The sequence below is a fragment of the Streptomyces similanensis genome, assembly GCF_039543625.1.
Classification (GTDB): domain Bacteria; phylum Actinomycetota; class Actinomycetes; order Streptomycetales; family Streptomycetaceae; genus Streptomyces; species Streptomyces similanensis.
Genome location: NZ_BAABKC010000025.1, coordinates 89,091 through 107,432, shown reverse-complemented (window position 1 = coordinate 107,432; position 18,342 = coordinate 89,091). Strand labels below are relative to the sequence as shown.

The window sequence follows — 18,342 nt, the reverse complement described above, 5'->3', positions numbered from 1 at the left end:
AGGCGGGCGGCGGCCGCCGCGGTCGTGGCCGTCTGCCTCGCGGGCGGCGGCGCCTGGTACGTCGGCACCGGTCCGGGCGGCGGTTCGCACGACGGCGACACCGTGGCCGAGGCGCCCACCACCCCGGTCACCGACCTCGCCGCGACGGCCGCGAGCCCGGCGCTCTCGCCCTCGGCCTCCGCGTCGGCCTCCCGGTCCGCGTCCCCGTCCGCCTCGCCGTCCAAGAGCCCGAGCGCGTCCAGGAGCCCGAGTCCGAAGAGGACCACGCCCGCCCCGACGCGCAAGCCGCAGCCCCGGCCCACCCGCACCGCGACCGGCGCACCGCCCGCCCAGCCCGCCCAGCCCGCTCCGGCCGGGACCGTCGCGCAGGTCATCGCGCTCGTCAACCAGGAGCGCTCCAAGGCGGGTTGCGGCCCGGTCACCGGCGACTCCCAGCTGGACGCCGCCGCGCAGGCCCACTCCGACGACATGGCCGCCCGGAACTTCTTCGAGCACACCAACCCCGACGGCAAGGACCCCGGCGACCGCATCACCGCCGCGGGCTACCGCTGGTCGACGTACGGCGAGAACATCGCCCGGGGCCAGCAGAGTCCCCAGTCGGTGATGGACTCCTGGATGAACAGCCCCGGCCACCGCGCGAACATCCTCAACTGCGCGTTCAAGAACCTCGGCGTGGGCGTGCACAAGGGCTCGGGCGGCCCTTGGTGGACCCAGGACTTCGGCACCCGCATGTGACGTCCGCCCCGCCGCCCGGACCGGCTCCCCCGGCTCCGCGCGCGAGGCGGGCGGCTCAGAACCCGCCGCCGAAGTCGCCGCTGTTCCCTCCCCCGCCGAAGTCGCCGCCGCCCCCGGCGTCCCCGCCGCCGAAGCCGCCGCCGAAGTCGCCGGGATCGAAGTCGGCGCCGGAGACGTCGCCGCCGTCGTAGCCGCCGAAACCGCCGGCGTCGCCGCCGAAGTCGCCGTAGCCCGTGCCGTAGTAGGCGCCGTAGGCGGGGGCGGACATCATGCTGCCGAGCAGGGTGCCGACGAGGAGGCCGGGGAGGATGCCGCCGCCGAAGTAGCCTCCGGCCCACGGGCCGTAGGCGGGGCCCGCGTCCCAGTAGGGGCGGCGGCCCCAGTCGGTGTCGACCTCGCGGACCACCGGGTCGCGGCCGTCGGCCAGGCGGGTGGCGTCGGCGGCGCAGACGGGGACCTCGCGGGGCGCGCCGCCCACGGGCGTCCAGGCGGCGTCGGCGACCGAGGGGCCGTGGCGCGGGTCGAAGAAGCAGGGCGGGCGGCGCTCGGGCAGCGGCCGGCCCGCGCGGCGGGCGGCGAGCTGGGCGAGGCTGAAGCGGCCGTCCTCCAGGGCCTGGGTGACGGGCCGCACGTCCTCGGGCCTGCGGGCCTCGGCCATGGACTGCTTCGCCTGGTCGTAGGCGTTGAGGGCGCGCTCGTAGTCCGCGCGCATGGCGTCGTCGGCGCCGGCCTCCGCGGGGTGGAAGTCGAGGCGGTCGAGTTCCTCGCCGAAGGCCGTGATGTCCTCGTCCACCACCACCCGCAGCCGCTCCAGCGCGGCCCGCTGCTCGGCCGCCTTCCGGCTGCGGCCGCGCCGGACCAGGGCGTACGCGCCGACGCCGCCCGCCACCAGGACCGCGCCCGCGGTGATCAGCGCGGTGCTCGACGTGCCGCCGCGGCCGGAGCCGCCCCAGGAGGCCGGGGCCGAGCCGCGCATGTTGGCCAGTGCCCGGTCGGTGAAGTCGGTGAGCTGGGTCCTGGTGTCCTCGCCCTGGACGCTGGTGACGAGGTTCTGGACGGCGGTGCGGGGCAGCACCGAGGAGTCGGCGCGGGCGTCGAAGCGGTCGCCGAGGCGGACGGCGTAGGCGCCGGTGACGCCGGTCGCGGTGCGCAGGTCGGTGAAGAGGCTCTGGGTGGGATAGCCGGCCGGGAGGACCGCGATGAACAGGGGTTTGCCGGCGTCCTTGATCCGTCGGGCCAGTGCGTCCGCGTCGCCGGCCGGCAGCTGCGCCCGGGCCGCCGGGTCGACGTAGACCGGGCTCTCGCGCAGCGCCCGGGCGACGGCCGAGACGGAGGTGTCGGCGGCGGCCGGCGGGACGCCGGTCGCGAGGGCGGCCATGACGGCCACCGCGAGCGCCAGCAGCAGCTGTACGGGGACGCGTGCTCGGGTCACGGCGGCGGCCTTCATAGTGAGAAATTACCGGAAAACAGGGCATTAGGGGCGCATCGCCGGTGCGGGCCGGACGGCCGGGCGGGTGCGGCGACGAGAGCGGCGCACCTACGGAGATCCGTAGGTGCGCCGTCCTGCCGTGCGCCTTCCCCGGTGTGCGGCTACCCGGTCATGCCGCCCGGTACGCCGCCGTCAGCCGTTCCACCGCGGCCCCGTACTTTCCGGTCAGCAGCAGGTGGTCGGCGTCGGCGAAGGGCTTCGCCACCGCCGCGCTCATGCTGTTCGCTGCCTTCTGCTGGACGATCAGCCGGGCCTGGCCGACCAAGGCGCGGCCGGCGTCGGCGGCGTGCGCCCGTTCGGCGAGGGTCGCCGCGATGCCGAGCGCCTTCAGCGTGGCCGTGCCGCCCGACGGCGTCCTCGTCAGGGTGGTCAGGCCCCAGCCGTAGGGGAACTGCGGGTCGTAGGAGGCGTCCCCGACGTTGATCGGCAGCTGTGCCTCGCTCTTCGGCCAGGTCACCGGGAGCTTGCCGGTGAAGGCGCGCTTGCCGTAGAGCACGTCGGCCACGCCGTCGCCCTCGGTGCCCGGCAGCCAGGAGGCGACCAGGGCGTCGATGGTCCCGAGGCGGTCGCCGACGAGCTGCGGGCGGCCGGAGACGACCAGCACCGCGCACTTCATCGCCGCGCACACCTTGTCCACGGCGGCCTTGTCGGCGGCGGACAGCTCCATGCTGTGGCCGTTGCCGACGTCGCCGACGCCCTCGGCGTACGGGGTCTCGCCGACGACGACCACGCCGACGTCGTAGCCGCTCGTGGGCGCGGAGGCGTCCTTGGAGTAGGTGACGTTCCCGCCGGCGTTCCGCATGCCCTGGAGGATCGTCGTGCCCTTGATGATGTTCCCGGAGGAGCCCTGCCAGGTGATGGTCCAGCCGCCGGTCTGGTTGCCGATGTCATCGGCGTTGGACCCGGCGACGTAGACCTTCTGGCTCTTCTTCAGCGGGAGCACGTTCTGGTTGTTCTTCAGGAGCACCTGCGACTCGGCGGCGGCCTTGCGGGCGACCGCGCGGTGGTCGGCGGAGCCGATCTCCGAGGCGTTGCGGGTGTCGGTGTAGGGGTGCTCGAAGAGGCCCAGCTCGAACTTCTCGGTCAGGATGCGGGAGACGGCGTCGTCGATCCGCCGCTCGCTGATCCGGCCCGCCTTCACCTCGTCGATCAGGGTGGAGGTGAACTTGGTGTAGCTGTAGGGGACCATCATCATGTCGACGCCCGCGTTGACGGACGCGGTGACCTGCGCGGGGTAGGCGCCGGGGAGCTGGTCGAGGGCGTTGTAGTCGCTGATGACGAAGCCGTCGAAGCCCATCCGGTCCTTGAGCACGCCGTTGATCATGTCGCCGCGGGCGTGCATCTTGACCGGGCCCTCGCCGTCGCCGGCGATGTCGAGGGAGGAGTAGGACGGCATGACGGTGCCGATGCCCCGGTCCACGGCGTCCTGGTAGGGCGCGAGATGGATGTCCTCCAGCTGCTGCCGGGTGACCTCGGTGACGCCCTGGTCGATGGTGTAGGTGCCGGTGGTGGAGGAGCCGTAGACGGTGCCGCCGTCGCCGACGAAGTGCTTGGCGGTGGCCAGCACCTTGTCGTCGCGGTCCAGGTCGCTGCCGTCGGCGCGGCCCTGGAGGCCCTGGATCACCGTCTCCATGGATGTCACCAGCGCCGGGTCCTCGCCGAAGGACTCGTAGGAGCGGCCCCAGCGTTCGTCGCGGGTGACGCACAGGCAGGGCGCGAAGTCCCACTGGGGGCCGGAGGCACGGACCTCGGCGGCGGTCACCGCGCCGGCCTGCTCGGCCAGGCGCGGATCGCGGCTCGCGCCGAGGCCGATGTTGTGCGGCATGATCGTCGCACCGGCCAGGTTGTTGTGGCCGTGGACGGCGTCGACGCCGTAGACCAGCGGGATCTGGAAGCGGGTGGCCCGGGTCTGGAGCTGGTAGCCGTCGATCATCTTCGCCCAGGCCGCGGCGGTGTTGGGCGTGGGCGTGGAGCCGCCGCCGGACAGCAGGGAGCCGAGGGCGTAGCCGGCGATGTCACCGGGGTTGCTCATCGCGCCGCGCTCGGCCTGGGTCATCTGGCCGGCCTTCTCCGCGAGCGAGAGCCGGGACACCAGGTCGGCGACGCGCTTCTTCACCGGCAGGCGCGTGTCGAGGTAGGGCAGCCCGTGGGCGTCCACCACCACCTGCGGCTGCTGCGCGGGTGCCTTGGCGCCGGTGACGGTCAGGGCGAGCGGGATCGTCTCGGCGCTCTCGGCCGCCCTGTCCTTCAGGGTGCGCACCTCGACGGTGCGCGAGGCGCCGGAGGCGGTGCCGGCCGGGAAGGTGAGCGTGCCGGAGACGGGCGTGTAGTCCTTGCCGGCGTCGGCGGTGCCGCCCGCGGTGCGGTAGGCGACCGTGACGGGCTCGGTGAGCGGGGCGGCGCCGGTGGTGGCGACGGTGATCCGCACCTTCGCCGTACCGCCCTCGGTGACCGCGTAGACGGGCGCGTCGGTGGTGACGGAGGCGCGCAGCGACTGGTCGGCCTTGCCGTACAGCTCCACGTCGTCGATGGCGAAGCGGCCCTTGACGCCGGTGGGCAGGGTGAGGGAGTAGCCCCACATCTGGGTCAGGCCGAGGACGTGGTCGATGCCGCCGACCGGTTGGTAGTCCGTGCGATAGGTGAAGTCGGCGAACGGCAGCTCGATCTGTTTCCAGCCGGTGAAGTCGTCGGTGAAGGACGTCGTCCACAGCTCGGACGCCTCGCCGTTGGCGCCGCCGTCCTTGATCTCGAACGGGATCTTCTTGCCGTCGTTCTGGCCCTCCCACCACAGGCGGATGCCTTTGTGGGCCGACCAGTCGTGAGCCGGCAGGCCGGCGGCGTAGTCGTGGGTGAAGCCGCCGTAGCCGCTGATGTCGTACGTGCCGGTGAGGACCTTCTCGCCCTCGGGTGCGTCGGAGCGGGCGGTGAGCTGGAGGGCGGGCGGGTCGTCGCTGTCGCCGCCCCAGGTGAAGATGCCCTCGGCGGGCTGGCCCGCGAAGGGCACCTCGCCCTCGAAGCGGTCTACGGGCACGGGGGCGGGATCGTCGGAGGCGGGGGCCGCCTGTGCGGTGGCCAGCGGCACCAGCGCGGTGAGCAGCGCGGCGGAGGCGAGCAGGGCGGTTCTTCGCATGCACGGACCTTCCCTCGTCTCAGGGGCTTCCTGAGGCTCACGATTCACTCATGACTTAGATCAGGGCGTGAGTTAAATGGGGCGGCGGCGATCCGTCAAGACTTCACACCGGAACTGGTACGCGGCTCAACTCCCGGCGACTTACGGGCCGTTGTCGCTTCGAGCAATGAACGCACACCCCCTTGACGGGCCGCCCGTGCCGTCATTTACTCACGGCTCGCACGCCTCCCCCTCTCTTCCCCCCACCTTCCGAAAGGGCGGCGCACGATGAGAAGACCCCTGCGCGCGGTCCGGCTGCTGCTGGCCGGGCTGCTCACCACCGCCGGGCTGACGGCCCTGGCCGCGCCCACCGCGCACGCGGCCGGCGAGCAGGTCACCGCGTGGCTGACCACGACCGACGACAGCGGCGGCCGGCACGTGGTGCGCGGTCTGGAGCCGCAGACCCCGTTCGCCTTCCAGTCCGGGACCGGCGGCTCGGGCGAGAACATCACCGTGGACGAGAACACCCGCTACCAGACCTTCACCGGCGGCGGCGCCTCCTTCACCGACACCGCCGCCTACCTGATGAACAGCAGCGGCGCGCTGTCCCAGGCGACGCGCGACGCCACGATGCGCAAGCTGTTCTCGCCCACCGACGGCATCGGCCTGTCCTTCCTGCGCAATCCGATGGGCGCCTCCGATCTCGCCCGCTACGGCTACACCTACGACGACGTGCCCGCCGGGCAGAGCGACCCGTCGCTGGCCAAGTTCTCGATCGCGCACGACCTCGCCGACGTCGTCCCGCTGACCAGGCAGGCGCTCCAGCTGAACCCGGCGGCGACCGTGATGGCCTCGCCGTGGACCGCGCCGGCCTGGATGAAGGACAGCGGCCAGCTCAACGGCGGCTGGCTGAAGGCGGAGGACTACGGGGCGTACGCCTCGTACTTCGTGAAGTACCTCCAGGCGTACAAGGACCAGGGCGTCCCGGTCTCCTACGTCACCGCGCAGAACGAGCCGACCTGCTGCTCGGGCTACCCCTCGATGAGCTGGAACGCGAGCGGCCTCCAGTACTTCCTCAAGAGCGAACTGCTGCCCAAGCTCCAGGCGGCGGGCCTGAGCACCAAGGTCCTGGCGCTGGACTGGAACTGGGACACCTACGACTCCTACGCCGCGCCCAGCGTGGACGACGCGGCGATCCGCACCCACCCGAACTTCGGCGGGATCGCCTGGCACGGCTACGGCGGCGACGTGACCAAGCAGACCAGCGTGCACAACCAGTACCCGTCGCTGGACGCCTTCGGCACCGAGCACTCCGGCGGCACCTGGATCGCCGACCAGCAGCGCGAGGACATGTCCAACATCATCGACTACACCCGCAACTGGGCGAAGTCGGTGACCAAGTGGTCGCTGGCCGTGGACCAGAACATGGGCCCGCACAACGGCGGTTGCGGCACCTGCACCGGGCTGATCACCGTGCACAACGGCGACGGCAGGTCCGGACAGGTCGACTACACCGTCGAGTACTACACGATGGGCCACCTGACGAAGTTCGTCCGCCCCGGCGCGCAGCGCATCGCCTCCACCGCCTCCACGGCGGTGCCGAACGTGGCCTGGCGCAACCCGGACGGCTCCAAGGCGCTGATCGCCTACAACGGCGGCACGAGCGCGAAGACGGTCACCGTGAACTGGGGCTCCCAGCACGCCACTTACGCGCTGCCCGCGAAGACCTCGGCCACCTTCACCTGGTCCGGCACGCAGTCCGGGGGCGGGGCGAGGACGGGGGCGTTCAGCGGGCTCGCGGGCAAGTGCCTGGACGTGGCGGGCGGTTCGAGCGCGGACGGCACGGCGGTCCAGCTCTACGACTGCAACGGCAGCACCGCCCAGCAGTGGACCGTGCAGGGCGACGGCACGGTCCGGGCGCTCGGCAAGTGCCTGGACGTGGTCTCCGGTTCGACGGCGAACGGCGCGAAGACGCAGCTCTACGGCTGCAACGGCACCGGCGCGCAGCAGTGGTCGTACAACAGCTCCACCGGTGACGTGGTGAACACGGCCGCCGACAAGTGCCTGGACGTCACGGACAACTCGTCGGCGAACGGGGCACGGGCGCAGATCTGGTCGTGCACCGGGGCGGCCAACCAGAAGTGGCGGCTCCAGTAGGAACCACGGGGGCCAGGGGTCGCGGTCCGTGCTGCGGATCGGGCGGGGCCGCGACATGCTGGAGCGTATGACCACACCGCGCGACCTGCTGATCGTGGCCCTGGACGTGCCCGGCACGCGCCCCGTCGAGCAGGGCGACCTGTCGCTGGCCCTGGCCGGGGCCGAGCTGGCCGACCTGCTCGCGGCGGGGCGCGTCGCGCTGGACGGCGAGCGCGTCGTACCGGGCTCGGCGTCGGCCACCGGCGACCGGATGCTGGACGAGGCGGTGGCCGCGCTGGTCCGCGAAGCGCCGTACGAGCCGGTCGAGGACTGGCTGTGGCGGCGCGGGCGCGCGCTGGCCGCCGCCTACGTCCGTGTGCTGGAGGCGGAGGGGCAGCTCGCGACGCCGCGCCGCCGGCTGCTGCCCCGGGGCACCGAGCGGCCGGTGCCGGTCGACGGCCCGGCGCGGCGGTCGGCGGGCGACCGCTGGGCCTTCCACGAGCCGGTCCTCGCCGGGCTCGCCGCGGCGCTCGGCATCGAGCCCGAGGGGGCCGGGGAGATCCCCGTCCCCGAGGACGAGGCCGCGGTCACCGTGCTGGCCGCCGTCAACGGCGCGGTGACCGAGCTGGAGGCGGTGCGGCAGCGGCGGCGGATCGAGGACGCGGCGTTCCAGAACATCTGGCGGGGTCCATGAGGCGGCCGGGGGCCGGGGTCCGGACGGTTCAGGCGGCCGGTTCGACCCCCGCGCGCAGCAGGCCGTAGGTGTAGGCGTCCTCCAGGGCCTGCCAGGAGGCGGCGATGACGTTCTCGGCGACGCCGAGCGTGGACCACTCGCCCGTGCCGTCGGAGGTGGAGATCAGGACGCGGGTGGTGGAGGACGTGCCGTGCTTGCCCTCCAGGATGCGGACCTTGTAGTCGACCAGCTCCAGGGCGCCCAGCTGCGGGTAGATCTTCTCCAGGGCGACGCGCAGGGCACGGTCCAGGGCGTTGACCGGGCCGTTGCCCTCGGCGGTGGCGACGATGCGCTCGCTCTTGGCCCACAGCTTGACGGTGGCCTCGTTGGCGTGGGTGCCGTCGGGGCGGTCCTCGACGATGGCGCGCCAGGACTCCACGGAGAAGTACTTCAGCGGCCGGCCCTCGGCCTCGGCGCGCAGCAGCAGCTCGAAGGAGGCGTCGGCGGCCTCGTAGGTGTAGCCCTTGAGCTCGCGCGCCTTGACCCGCTCCACGACCCGGCCGACCAGCTCGCGGTCGCCGCCGAGGTCGATGCCGAGTTCCTTGCCCTTCAGCTCGATGGAGGCGCGCCCGGCCATGTCGGAGACCAGCATCCGCATGGTGTTGCCGACCCGCTCGGGGTCGATGTGCTGGTACAGGTCGGGGTCGACCTTGATGGCGGAGGCGTGCAGTCCGGCCTTGTGGGCGAAGGCGGAGACGCCGACGTAGGGCTGGTGGGTGGAGGGGGTGAGGTTGACGACCTCGGCGATGGCGTGGGAGATGCGGGTCATCTCGCGCAGCCGGCCCTCGGGCAGCACCTGCTTGCCGTACTTCAGTTCCAGGGCGGCGACGACCGGGAAGAGGTTGGCGTTGCCGACGCGCTCGCCGTAGCCGTTGGCGGTGCACTGGACGTGGGTGGCGCCGGCGTCGACGGCGGCGAGGGTGTTGGCGACGGCGCAGCCGGTGTCGTCCTGGGCGTGGATGCCGAGGCGGGCGCCGGTGTCGGCGAGGACGGTGGCGACTACGGCCTGGATCTGGGCGGGCAGCATGCCGCCGTTGGTGTCGCACAGCACGACGACGTCCGCGCCGGCCTCCGCGGCGGCCCGGACGACGGCCTTGGCGTACTCGGGGTCGGCGCGGTAGCCGTCGAAGAAGTGCTCGCAGTCGACGAAGACGCGGCGGCCCTGGGCGCGCAGGTGGGAGACGGTGTCGCGGACCATCTCCAGGTTCTCCTCCAGGGTGGTGCGCAGCGCCAGCTCCACGTGCCGGTCGTGCGACTTGGCCACCAGGGTGATCACCTCGGCGCCGGAGTCCAGCAGCGCTTTGACCTGCGGGTCGTCGGCCGCTTTGGCGCCGGCCCGGCGGGTGGCGCCGAAGGCGACGAGCTGGGCGTGCTGGAAGTCGATCTCCTCGCGGGCGCGGGCGAAGAACTCGGTGTCGCGCGGGTTCGCGCCGGGCCAGCCGCCTTCGATGAAGCCCACGCCGAAGTCGTCGAGGTGCCGAGCGATGGCCAGCTTGTCGGCGACGGTGAGGTTGATGCCCTCGCGCTGGGCGCCGTCGCGCAGGGTGGTGTCGAAGACGTGGAACGAATCGTCCAGCCGGCTGGTTTCGGTCATGTCTCTGGGCTCCTGGAAAGGGATCTCGGTCGTACCGGAATGACCGGCTCCACCGTCCCCCCAATACTCCCTCGCGCCTCGCTCCCGGCTGCGGGTGGGCCAGGAAAACGAAAAACCCCTCGCGGGTGCGAGAGGTCTGCGCGCGGGTCGAGGACGACGGTGGCCGTCCGTACCTGGTCGTACGTGACGGTCACTGCGGACCGGCGCGCCTGCTGCCAATAATCATGGCGAACGAGAGCACGGGGGCAGTCTGGCACAGTACCGCCCGCGCGCTCACCGCCGTCTCAGGATGCGGGCGTCGGCGTGGACGCCTCGGGCGGCCTTCACCCGGGTGAGGTCCGGCAGGCGGCTGCCCCGGCGAGGGGCGGGCGACGCGCGGCTAGCGGTACAGCGACTCGGTCAGGAACTCTCGTACGTGGCCGAGGGCCTGCTCGCGGTCGGTGCCGCGCAGGCCGATGGCGACGTGGATGGAGAAGCCGTCCAGCAGGGCGCGCAGGCGGGCGGCGAAGCGGTCGGCGTCCACGGGGCGGAACTCGCCGCGGGAGACGCCCTCGGCGACCAGGGCGGCCAGGTCGCGGTGCCAGGCGCCCTCGATGGCGGCCTGCCGGTCGCGGGCGTCCGCGACGGCGCCGAGCGACCGGTTCCAGACCTCCAGCCACAGCGTCCAGTGCGGGTCGCGGTGGCCGTCGGGCACGTACAGGTCGACGTAGGCGGCCAGGCGTTCGCGGGCGGGGGCGGCGCGGGTGAGCAGCCGGCCGCGCTCGGCGCCGAGCCGGCTCTCGCTCCACTCCAGGGTGCGCAGCAGCAGTTCGTCCTTGGAGCCGAAGTAGTAGAGCAGGTGCCCGCTGCTCATCCCGACCGCACGGCCGAGCGCCGCCATGGTCAGCTTCTCCAGACCGCGCTCGGCGATCATCTCCATGGCGGCTGCGAGGACCTCCTCGCGGGGCGGCGCGCTCCGGCGCGCCCGCACCCCATCGGCCATCTGCGACTCTCCTGACGGGTTCGTGACTTCGGCTGGCGCCGGGGTGAGGTGACGTGGTGACCGCCACCGCGGGGCCATCTTCTCAGGAGCGGGGAGGCCGGCGCCGCCCGGGCCCCGTGCCCGCACGCGATCCGCACCCGTCGCGAACAGCCCGTACCGGACCTCGCGGCGTCCCTGGGCCCCACCGGTTTCGGTCGGTGGGGGTCTTCCTCGTGTCCGAGTGTCAGTGCAGTGCCTCGATGGCGCGCAGGACCAGGGCGCGGGCGTCGGCGCCGTACACGGCCATGGCGCGCAGTTGCTCGAAGGCCTTCAGGTAGAGGACCACTTCGGACGGCTGGGTGATGCGGACGCGGGCCGCCATCAGCTCGACGGACACGAGTTGGTCGTCGTAGACGTGGAACAGTTCCTGCGGCCACAGTCCGCGCGGCGAGCTGTGGGGGATGATGCCCAGCGACACGAGAGGCAGCGCGCCGGCGGTGAGGAGGTAGCCGAGCTGGGCGGCCATTGCGTCGGTGTCGCCGAGCCGGTGGTAGAGGACGCTCTCCTCGATGACCATGACGAAGCGGCGACCAGGCTCGTGGATGATCTGGGAGCGCTGCACGCGGGCGGCGGCCGCCGCTTCGGCGTCGTCGGGCAGTTCGAGGAAGTCCGCCGTGGCCGACAGGACGGCGCGCGCGTATCCCTCGGTCTGCAGCAGGCCGGGCACCAGGGTGGGCGAGTAGATGCGGAACAGTTCGGTGGATCGGTACAGCTGGAGGTAGCTGTCCTGCAGGCGTTTCAGGCCGGCGCGCACCTTGCGCCGCCACTCCACGTAGGCGGACTCCGCGTCCCGGGACTCGGCGATGATGTCGGGCGCCTGGCCCTCGGCGTCGCAGGCCTGGCACCAGCGGCGGATGTCGTCGGGGGTCGGTGGTGTGCGGCCGTTCTCGATGCGGCTGGTCTTGGGGTGGGTCCAGCCGCAGCGCACGGCCAGCTCCGTCCCCGTCAGACCGGCGTCGGCGCGCAGGTCCCGCAGGCGACGCGCGACGCGTTCGCGCGCCTCCTGTCCCGAGGAGGAGGGGGAGGTGGCCATGTGCTGCGCCTGAGCCTTTCGTGTGGTGCTACTGGATCTTGTATTCGTGATGCGGGGTCGCGCGTTCCCACACGGCTTCGAAGGCCTGGGCGCACAGGCGCGCCGCGGCCGGATCCTCGCTGATCTCGCCGGGTGCGCCGGCACCGTCGCCGGTGAAGTGGTTCCAGCGGATGAGGCGGTTGTCGATCAGCCAGAAGTCGTTCCCGGGCAGGGCGATGTCCGACGCGCGCCGACGGGGCAGCCAGCGCACCGACTCGCCGGCGGCGAGGTTGACGCCGGTGCCCGCGTGCTCGTAGCGGATGTAGTCGCTGACCGGCTCGGACACGATGCGGGCGCGGCGGACGATGACCCCGCGGGCGGTGATGCGGCGGATCAGGTCGGTCCAGGGCGCCCAGTACGGGGAGTCCGGGTCGGTGTCCACCTGGCCGGTGGCCTGCCACCGGGCGAAGTCATCTGCCTCGCTGGAGACTCCGTAGCTGTCGCGCATCTCGAGGTGGACGGCGGAGCGTCGGGCGCCGTCCAGCAGATCAGCGAAGCTGGGCACGCTCCGCGGCATCGCATGCCTCCCTCAGGATCGACGTCATGCGGGCGGGGATCCGTACGACTTGCTCGTGGTCCGGGATGCCGGCGGCGTGGTCCGGCGCCTGGAAGCGGGCGCATTCGGCCTCCGTCTCGGCGTCCGGCTTCCACCCTTGGATGATGAGTTCGCCCTTGCTCTCATCGACCCAGACCGTGGGGCTTTCGCCCTGTCCGGTGTTCGGGTCGATGCCGATGAACTGTATTGACACGGCGGTCTCCCTCACTCGTGATGTGCACGGATGTTCATCACACTCGGCCACTCGGCGGTACGGCGGCAAGCCGTGTTCTGGCCATTACACCCGTTCGGCGGATAGTCGTGAACATCGGCGAACATCAGTGGAAGCGCCGCGCATCACACTCCTAGCGTCGGCAAGGACGACAGAGCCCCGGCGAGGCGGTCACCTCCCGGGGCTGTGGCCGACGCCCGAGGAGCGCCGACATGACGAACGGCACCGTCGCAACACCCATCCCAGCAGCGCCCGCCGCCTTACGGGGGCTCACGGCCGCCGTCCTCGAGGTTCTGCGGCTCCCGACCCGTGAGAGCGTCACCGACAGCCAGGCCCGCGGCGCCGACTGCGTGTGGTGCGCCCGCGGCCCGCTGAACGCGGAGACCGCCGTGGACCTGGGCGAGCAGCACGACGAGACCGGCCCCGGCTGGTTCCCGCGCGCCTGCCGCGAGTGCGCCGCCAAGCGCGCGCACGAGGGCCTCTTCGCCCACACCCCAGCGTGTGAGCGGTGCGTGGGCGAGGCCGCTCTCTGCCCGGTCGGGCGGGCCCTGTACCGGCTGGTGCGGGAGGGGCGCCGGTGATCTGCGACCGCTGCGCCGAGCCCATCGAGGGCGAGCCGGAAGTGATCCCGGTCGACTCGGCGTCGGGGGCCGCGCGGGACGTGTACCTCTGCCCCACACTCTGCCGCCCGTCGACCGCCTTCCCCCGTGGGGCGGCGGCGCGCACGACGGACACACCGAAGGAGAGAGCGATGAAGGACGAGTTCACCTGGCGAACGGCTGGAGGCGGCAGCGGAGACGGCAGCGGAGGCGAGGGCGGTGACGGCCTGCCCGGTGAGCCGTGGCCCGGCCCGCAGGAACCGCCGTCCCCCGACAGCGGCCCGAGGTTCCTCGGCTGAGATGGAACTCACCGGAGCGGAGGAGGAGCGGACCGCGCTGGGCCGCTCCCTCCTCGGACGCGAGCACCTGACGCCTGACTGGACGCCGGCCTTCCTCGCCGTGCCCCGGTCCGCATTCCTGCCCGACCTGATGTGGCCGTACGACATGACCACGGGCGACACCGTTGCCGTCGACCGGCGCGACGAGCCGAAGCTGTGGGCCGCGTACGCCAACGCCGATGTCCCGATCGTCACCCAGTGGGACGACGGTGCCGGCGAGGGACGCGGCAGCGTGCCGACGTCGTCCGCGTCCATGCCCTCGGTCGTCTTCCGTATGCTCAGCGCGCTTGACGTCCAAGCCGGCCATCGCGTCCTGGAGATCGGCACCGGCACCGGCTGGAACGCCGCGCTCCTGGCGTCGCGGCTCGGCGTGGACAACGTGACGAGCATCGAGATCGACCCGCACGTGGCCGACGCGGCACGCGGCCGTCTGGCGGCCGAGGAACTCCCGTGCACCGTCCTCACCCGGGACGGCGCGGACGGTGACGAGACCGGCGCCCCGTACGACCGGATCATCGCCACGGCCGGCGTCCGGCAGATCCCGCCCGCCTGGCTCCGCGACACCGCCCACGGCGGCCGCGTCGTCGCGCCGTGGGGAACGCACTTCGGCAACGAGGACGCCCTCGTACGCCTCGACCTGGCGGAGGATCAGGCGTCCGCGTCAGGCCGTTTCCTGGGACCGGTGGAGTTCATGAAGCTGCGCTCCCAGCGGTCCTCGTTCGCCGGCCACCGGGCGTACGTGCCGGACGGCGTGAGCGGTGCCGACCGCGGCACGACGACCGTGACCGAGGAGCAGTTGCTCGGCGACGGGCGGTTCGCCGTCACACGGTTCGCCGTCGGGCTCAGGGTGCGCGACTGCCACCATCAGGCGGCGGCCGAGCGCGACGGCGCCCGGCCGGTCTGGTTCTACGGCCTGACGGACCGGTCCTGGGCGTGTGTCATGTTCCGCGAGGGCCGGGCCGAAGCGCAGGTCTGGCAGTCCGGCCCCCGCCGCCTGTGGGACGAGGTGTCGGCCGCCCTCTCCTGGTGGCGGGCGGCCGGCGAACCGGGCTACGAACGGTTCGGCCTCACCGTTACGGCACACGGTCAGCACGCCTGGCTCGACTGCCCGACGGAGGTCTGGGACGTGTGAAGCAGGGCCCGCCCGGTCAGACCTTCGGCTGCTGCTGGGTGATGCAGTGGATGCCTCCCCCTCCGGAGAAGATCGTACGGGCGTCCACGAGGGTGACCGTGCGGTCGGGGAAGAGACGGCGGAAGACGGCGGCCGCCTCTTCGTCGCGCGGGTCGTCGAAGGCGCACAGGATCACGCCGTCGTTGCAGAGGTAGTGGTTGATGTAGGAGTAGTCGGCCCAGTGGCCGTCCGCCTCCAGGACGGTTGGGGCGGCGATCTCCACCACCTCCAGGCGGCGGCCCCGGGCGTCGGTGGCGGACTTCAGGAGGCCGATGACCTCCTTGGTGACCTCGTGGTCGGGGTGGGCGGGGTCGGGCTGGTGGTGGGCGACGACCACGCCGGGGCGGGCGAAGGCGGCGACGATGTCGACGTGGCCGAGGGTGCCGTAGCCGTAGGGGGGGTAGTCGCCGGTCAGGCCGCGCGGCAGCCAGATCGCCTTCTCGGTGCCGAGGTGGGCGTGGATCTCCGCCTCGACCTGCTCCCGGGTCCAGTGCGGGTTGCGCTCGGGGCCGAGCTGGACGGTCTCGGTCAGCAGGACGGTGCCCTCGCCGTCGACGTGGATCGCGCCGCCCTCGTTGACCAGCTTCGAGGCGTACGTCTTCGCGCCGGCCAGGTCACAGACGTACGCGCCGATCTTGGAGTCGTGCTCCCAGCGCGCCCAGTCCTGCGCGCCCCAGCCGTTGAACGTCCAGTCCACGGCGGCCAGTTCGCCGGCGCCGTTGGTCAGGAAGGTGGGGCCGATGTCGCGCATCCAGGCGTCGTCCAGCTCGCGCTCCACCGTCTCGACGTCCTCGCCGAGCAGGGCGCGAGCCTCGGCGGACTGGCCGGGGCCGCACACCACGGTGACCGGTTCGTGGCGGCGGATGGCGCGGGCGACCGAGGCCCACGCGGCGCGCGAGCCGGCGACCTCCTCGGGGGTCTCGAAGGTCGGGTTGGGGCCCGGCCAGGCCATCCAGGTGCGCTCGTGCGGCGTCCACTCGGCGGGCATGCGGAAGCCGTCGGCTGCGGGGGTGGTCATGTGCGTCGGTCCTTAGCGGAAGTCTGGGGCCGGGCCTCAGAGGAAGTACAGGCGGTTGAGGGAGACGGAGTCGGCGGGCTCGGAGCGCAGCGGGTCGCCGTCGAGGGTGACCAGGCCGGTGCGCTGGTCGACGTCGACCGCTCCGGTGCGGGAGTTGAGCCGCAGGTCGGCGGGGCCGATGCCGCGGGTGTGCCGGACGGCGACCCGGCGCCTGCGGGTGGGCATCGTGTCGTGGCCCTGGTCCAGGGCCGCCTGGGCGACGAAGGCGACCGAGATCTCGGCGGGGGTGGCGCCGTGCGCGCCGAACTGCGGGCCGAGGACGAGGGGTTCGCAGGTGTCGGTGGCCGCGTTGGGGTCGCCGACCACGCCGTACGCCGGGAAGCCCGACTTCAGCACCAGCTGCGGCTTGGCGCCGAAGTACTCGGGGCGCCACAGCACGATGTCGGCGAGCTTGCCCACCTCCAGCGAGCCGACCTCGTGGGAGAGGCCGTGCGCGATGGCCGGGTTGATGGTCAGCTTGGCGATGTAGCGCAGCACGCGGGCGTTGTCGTCGCCGTCGCCGTCGCCGTCGATCGGGCCCAGTTCGGCCTTCATCTTGCCGGCCATCGCGAAGGTGCGGCGGACGGTCTCGCCGGCCCGGCCCATGCCCTGCGCGTCGGAGGAGGTGATGCCGATCGCGCCCAGGTCGTGCAGCACGTCCTCGGCGCCCATCGTGCCGGCCCGGATGCGATCGCGGGCCATCGCCGCGTCGCCGGGCAGGTCGGTCTTCAGGTCGTGGACGGAGACGATCATGCCGTAGTGCTCGGCGACCGCGTCCCGGCCGAAGGGCAGGGTGGGGTTGGTGGAGGAGCCGATGACGTTCGGCACGCCCGCCATCTTCAGCACGTTGGGGACGTGTCCGCCGCCGCAGCCCTCGATGTGGAAGGCGTGGATGGTGCGGCCCTCCAGCACCCGCAGGGTGTCCTCCACCGACAGGCACTCGTTGAGGCCGTCGCTGTGCAGGGCCACCTGCACGTCGTGCTCCTCGGCGACGCGCAGCGCGGTGTCCAGGGCGCGGGTGTGGGCGCCCATGTCCTCGTGCACCTTGAAGCCGGACGCGCCGCCCTCGGCCAGCGCCTCGATCAGCGGGGCCTCGTGCGAGGACGAACCCCGGCCCAGGAAGCCGATGTTGACCGGCCAGGCGTCGAAGGCGCCGAACGCGTGCTTGAGCGCCCACGGCGAGTTGACGCCGACGCCCCACACCGGCCCGAACTCCTGGCCGATGATCGTGGTCACGCCGGAGGCGAGCGAGGCCTCCATGATGCGCGGCGACAGCAGGTGGACGTGGGTGTCGACGGCGCCGGCGGTGGCGATCATGCCCTCGCCGGAGACGATGGTCGTGCCGGTGCCGACGACGACGTCCACGCCGTCCAGGGTGTCGGGGTTGCCGGCCCGGCCGATCGCGTGGATGCGGCCCTCGCGGATGCCGATGGACACCTTGCGGATGCCCTGCGCCGCGTCGATCACGACGACGTTGCTGATCACGACGTCGCAGGTCTCGCGGACGGCGGCGGCCTTCAGGTGCAGTCCGTCGCGGGCGGTCTTGCCGAAGCCGGCGAGGAACTCGTCGCCGTAGCGCTGCGCGTCGGACTCCACGCGGACGACCAGCCCGGAGTCGCCGAGGCGGACGCGGTCTCCGGCGCGCGGGCCGTGGGTGGCGGCGTAGGCGTGCGGGTCGACGTGGATCGCCCGGCTCACCTCGCGTCCCTTGGATCGGCTCATCGCTCGTCTCCTTCCGTGGTGATGCCCAGATAGCCGCAGGCGGCGGCCCGGCGCAGGGCCTCCTGCTTCGCCCCGGGCGCGTCCAGCGGCCCGTCGACCAGTCCGGCGAAGCCGATCGCGACGCGCGCCCCGCCGATCGGCACGAGACCGACCTCGGCGCTCTCGCCGGGCCCGAAGCGCACCGACGATCCGGCGGGCACCGCCAGGCGCATGCCGTAGGCGGCGGCGCGGTCGAAGTCGAGGCGCGGGTTGGCCTCGAAGAAGTGGAAGTGCGAGGTGACGGAGACGGGGACGGCCGCGGTGTTGGTGACCGTCAGGCACACGGCCGGCTCGGGGTCGGCGTGCTGCGGTCCGGGCAGCAGCGCGCCCGGCGCCGCCTCGCCCTGGCTCCCGCCGGCCAGCGGCTCGGTGACGATCGCGAGCCGGGAGCCGTCGTCGAAGACGGCCTCCACATGGACCTCGGTGACCACGTCGGCGACGCCCGGCAGGACGTCGTCCGGGCCGAGCACCGCACGGGCGCGCTCGATCGCCTCGGCGAGGCGGGCGCCGTCGCGGGCGGCCTCGCACACCGTGTCGGCGATCAGGGCGGTGGCCTCGGGCACGTTGAGCCGCAGGCCCCGGGCCCGGCGGGCGCGGGCCAGTTCGGCGGCCCCGAAGAGCAGCAGCCGGTCACGTTCGGTGGGAGTCAGTCTCACGCCTCGGCACCTCCTTGCCTTTCGCACTTTAGAACACCACTCTAAACGTGAAATTCATGGAAGCGAAAGATTGACGGCACGGTATCAGCCGCGTCACATTGAAC

General features: G+C 72.7%; 16 protein-coding genes. 6 read left to right on the top strand and 10 right to left on the bottom strand.

The genetic code is table 11. The features are described 5' to 3' along the window. Window positions 1-735: CAP domain-containing protein (locus ABEB07_RS09320; RefSeq protein WP_345667821.1), on the top strand; the 735-nt coding region annotated here is incomplete at its 5' end. 55 nt (window positions 736-790) lie between these two features. On the opposite strand, the gene ABEB07_RS09315 is transcribed toward ABEB07_RS09320, so the two are convergent. Both ABEB07_RS09315 and ABEB07_RS09310 read right to left on the bottom strand, forming a co-directional pair. Continuing rightward, window positions 791-2,182 carry a hypothetical protein gene (locus ABEB07_RS09315; RefSeq protein WP_345667820.1) on the bottom strand — a complete coding sequence of 464 codons (1,392 nt, stop codon included), beginning with the start codon at window positions 2,180-2,182 and terminating at the stop codon, window positions 791-793. A 151-nt stretch (window positions 2,183-2,333) separates the two neighbouring features. Further along, window positions 2,334-5,354: a glycoside hydrolase family 3 protein gene (locus ABEB07_RS09310; RefSeq protein ID WP_345667819.1), complete on the bottom strand. Its 3,021-nt coding sequence runs from the start codon at window positions 5,352-5,354 to the stop codon at window positions 2,334-2,336. A 267-nt stretch (window positions 5,355-5,621) separates the two neighbouring features. Between ABEB07_RS09310 and ABEB07_RS09305 the strand changes: the two genes are divergently transcribed. Both ABEB07_RS09305 and ABEB07_RS09300 read left to right on the top strand, forming a co-directional pair. Then, window positions 5,622-7,490 (top strand): ricin-type beta-trefoil lectin domain protein, encoded by a 1,869-nt coding sequence (locus ABEB07_RS09305; RefSeq protein WP_345667818.1) that lies wholly within the window; start codon window positions 5,622-5,624, stop codon window positions 7,488-7,490. A 67-nt stretch (window positions 7,491-7,557) separates the two neighbouring features. Further along, window positions 7,558-8,163, top strand: a complete 606-nt coding sequence (locus tag ABEB07_RS09300; protein ID WP_176150629.1) for a GOLPH3/VPS74 family protein — start codon at window positions 7,558-7,560, stop codon at window positions 8,161-8,163. Window positions 8,164-8,191: 28 nt separating this feature from the next. Here the strand turns inward: ABEB07_RS09300 and cimA are convergent, their stop codons facing one another. The 5 genes from cimA to ABEB07_RS09275 form a co-directional block, all read right to left on the bottom strand. Beyond that, window positions 8,192-9,796, bottom strand: a complete 1,605-nt coding sequence (gene cimA, locus ABEB07_RS09295; RefSeq protein ID WP_345667817.1) for a citramalate synthase — start codon at window positions 9,794-9,796, stop codon at window positions 8,192-8,194. 379 nt (window positions 9,797-10,175) lie between these two features. Then, complete coding sequence (locus ABEB07_RS09290; RefSeq protein WP_164583770.1) at window positions 10,176-10,778, bottom strand: TetR/AcrR family transcriptional regulator; 603 nt, start codon at window positions 10,776-10,778, stop codon at window positions 10,176-10,178. Between the two features lie 223 nt (window positions 10,779-11,001). Further along, window positions 11,002-11,850 (bottom strand): helix-turn-helix domain-containing protein, encoded by an 849-nt coding sequence (locus ABEB07_RS09285; protein WP_345667816.1) that lies wholly within the window; start codon window positions 11,848-11,850, stop codon window positions 11,002-11,004. A 28-nt stretch (window positions 11,851-11,878) separates the two neighbouring features. Then, a complete protein-coding gene (locus ABEB07_RS09280; protein ID WP_345667815.1) occupies window positions 11,879-12,406 on the bottom strand; it encodes a DUF6879 family protein in 528 nt (175 codons plus the stop codon). Then, the gene (locus ABEB07_RS09275; RefSeq protein WP_345667814.1) at window positions 12,378-12,638 is read right to left on the bottom strand and encodes a hypothetical protein; all 261 of its coding nucleotides are present in this window, start codon (window positions 12,636-12,638) and stop codon (window positions 12,378-12,380) included. The genes ABEB07_RS09280 and ABEB07_RS09275 overlap by 29 nt, the downstream gene beginning before the upstream one ends. Window positions 12,639-12,868: 230 nt before the next feature. Here ABEB07_RS09275 and ABEB07_RS09270 point away from each other — a divergent pair, with 230 nt between their 5' ends. The 3 genes from ABEB07_RS09270 (at window position 12,869) to ABEB07_RS09260 (ending at window position 14,725) form a co-directional block, all read left to right on the top strand. After that, a complete protein-coding gene (locus tag ABEB07_RS09270) occupies window positions 12,869-13,237 on the top strand; it encodes a hypothetical protein (RefSeq protein WP_345667813.1) in 369 nt (122 codons plus the stop codon). Between the two features lie 170 nt (window positions 13,238-13,407). Beyond that, the gene (locus ABEB07_RS09265) at window positions 13,408-13,554 is read left to right on the top strand and encodes a hypothetical protein (RefSeq protein ID WP_345667811.1); all 147 of its coding nucleotides are present in this window, start codon (window positions 13,408-13,410) and stop codon (window positions 13,552-13,554) included. A gap of 1 nt (window position 13,555) precedes the next feature. Beyond that, entirely contained in the window at window positions 13,556-14,725 is a 1,170-nt protein-coding gene (locus ABEB07_RS09260) for a methyltransferase domain-containing protein (RefSeq protein ID WP_345667810.1), read from the top strand. A 16-nt stretch (window positions 14,726-14,741) separates the two neighbouring features. Here ABEB07_RS09260 and ABEB07_RS09255 read toward each other — a convergent pair whose 3' ends face one another. From ABEB07_RS09255 to ureA, 3 genes are read right to left on the bottom strand one after another with little or no spacing between them, the layout of a single operon-like run. Further along, window positions 14,742-15,782, bottom strand: a complete 1,041-nt coding sequence (locus ABEB07_RS09255; RefSeq protein ID WP_345667809.1) for an agmatine deiminase family protein — start codon at window positions 15,780-15,782, stop codon at window positions 14,742-14,744. A 36-nt stretch (window positions 15,783-15,818) separates the two neighbouring features. Beyond that, window positions 15,819-17,543, bottom strand: coding sequence for an urease subunit alpha (locus ABEB07_RS09250; protein ID WP_176150622.1), 1,725 nt, complete (start codon window positions 17,541-17,543; stop codon window positions 15,819-15,821). Then, window positions 17,540-18,238, bottom strand: a complete 699-nt coding sequence (gene ureA / locus ABEB07_RS09245) for an urease subunit gamma (protein WP_176150621.1) — start codon at window positions 18,236-18,238, stop codon at window positions 17,540-17,542. Before ureA ends, ABEB07_RS09250 begins: the two co-directional genes overlap by 4 nt. Window positions 18,239-18,342: the final 104 nt, after the last annotated feature.

Bases quoted from the DNA above. Each gene is read 5' to 3' on its own strand.
- ABEB07_RS09315 (WP_345667820.1), bottom strand. From the start codon at position 2,182: ATGAAGGCCGCCGCCGTGACCCGAGCACGCGTCCCCGTACAGCTGCTG.
- ABEB07_RS09310 (WP_345667819.1), bottom strand. From the start codon at position 5,354: ATGCGAAGAACCGCCCTGCTCGCCTCCGCCGCGCTGCTCACCGCGCTG.
- ABEB07_RS09305 (WP_345667818.1), top strand. From the start codon at position 5,622: ATGAGAAGACCCCTGCGCGCGGTCCGGCTGCTGCTGGCCGGGCTGCTC.
- ABEB07_RS09300 (WP_176150629.1), top strand. From the start codon at position 7,558: ATGACCACACCGCGCGACCTGCTGATCGTGGCCCTGGACGTGCCCGGC.
- cimA (WP_345667817.1), bottom strand. From the start codon at position 9,796: ATGACCGAAACCAGCCGGCTGGACGATTCGTTCCACGTCTTCGACACC.
- ABEB07_RS09290 (WP_164583770.1), bottom strand. From the start codon at position 10,778: ATGGCCGATGGGGTGCGGGCGCGCCGGAGCGCGCCGCCCCGCGAGGAG.
- ABEB07_RS09285 (WP_345667816.1), bottom strand. From the start codon at position 11,850: ATGGCCACCTCCCCCTCCTCCTCGGGACAGGAGGCGCGCGAACGCGTC.
- ABEB07_RS09280 (WP_345667815.1), bottom strand. From the start codon at position 12,406: ATGCCGCGGAGCGTGCCCAGCTTCGCTGATCTGCTGGACGGCGCCCGA.
- ABEB07_RS09270 (WP_345667813.1), top strand. From the start codon at position 12,869: ATGACGAACGGCACCGTCGCAACACCCATCCCAGCAGCGCCCGCCGCC.
- ABEB07_RS09265 (WP_345667811.1), top strand. From the start codon at position 13,408: ATGAAGGACGAGTTCACCTGGCGAACGGCTGGAGGCGGCAGCGGAGAC.
- ABEB07_RS09260 (WP_345667810.1), top strand. From the start codon at position 13,556: ATGGAACTCACCGGAGCGGAGGAGGAGCGGACCGCGCTGGGCCGCTCC.
- ABEB07_RS09255 (WP_345667809.1), bottom strand. From the start codon at position 15,782: ATGACCACCCCCGCAGCCGACGGCTTCCGCATGCCCGCCGAGTGGACG.
- ABEB07_RS09250 (WP_176150622.1), bottom strand. From the start codon at position 17,543: ATGAGCCGATCCAAGGGACGCGAGGTGAGCCGGGCGATCCACGTCGAC.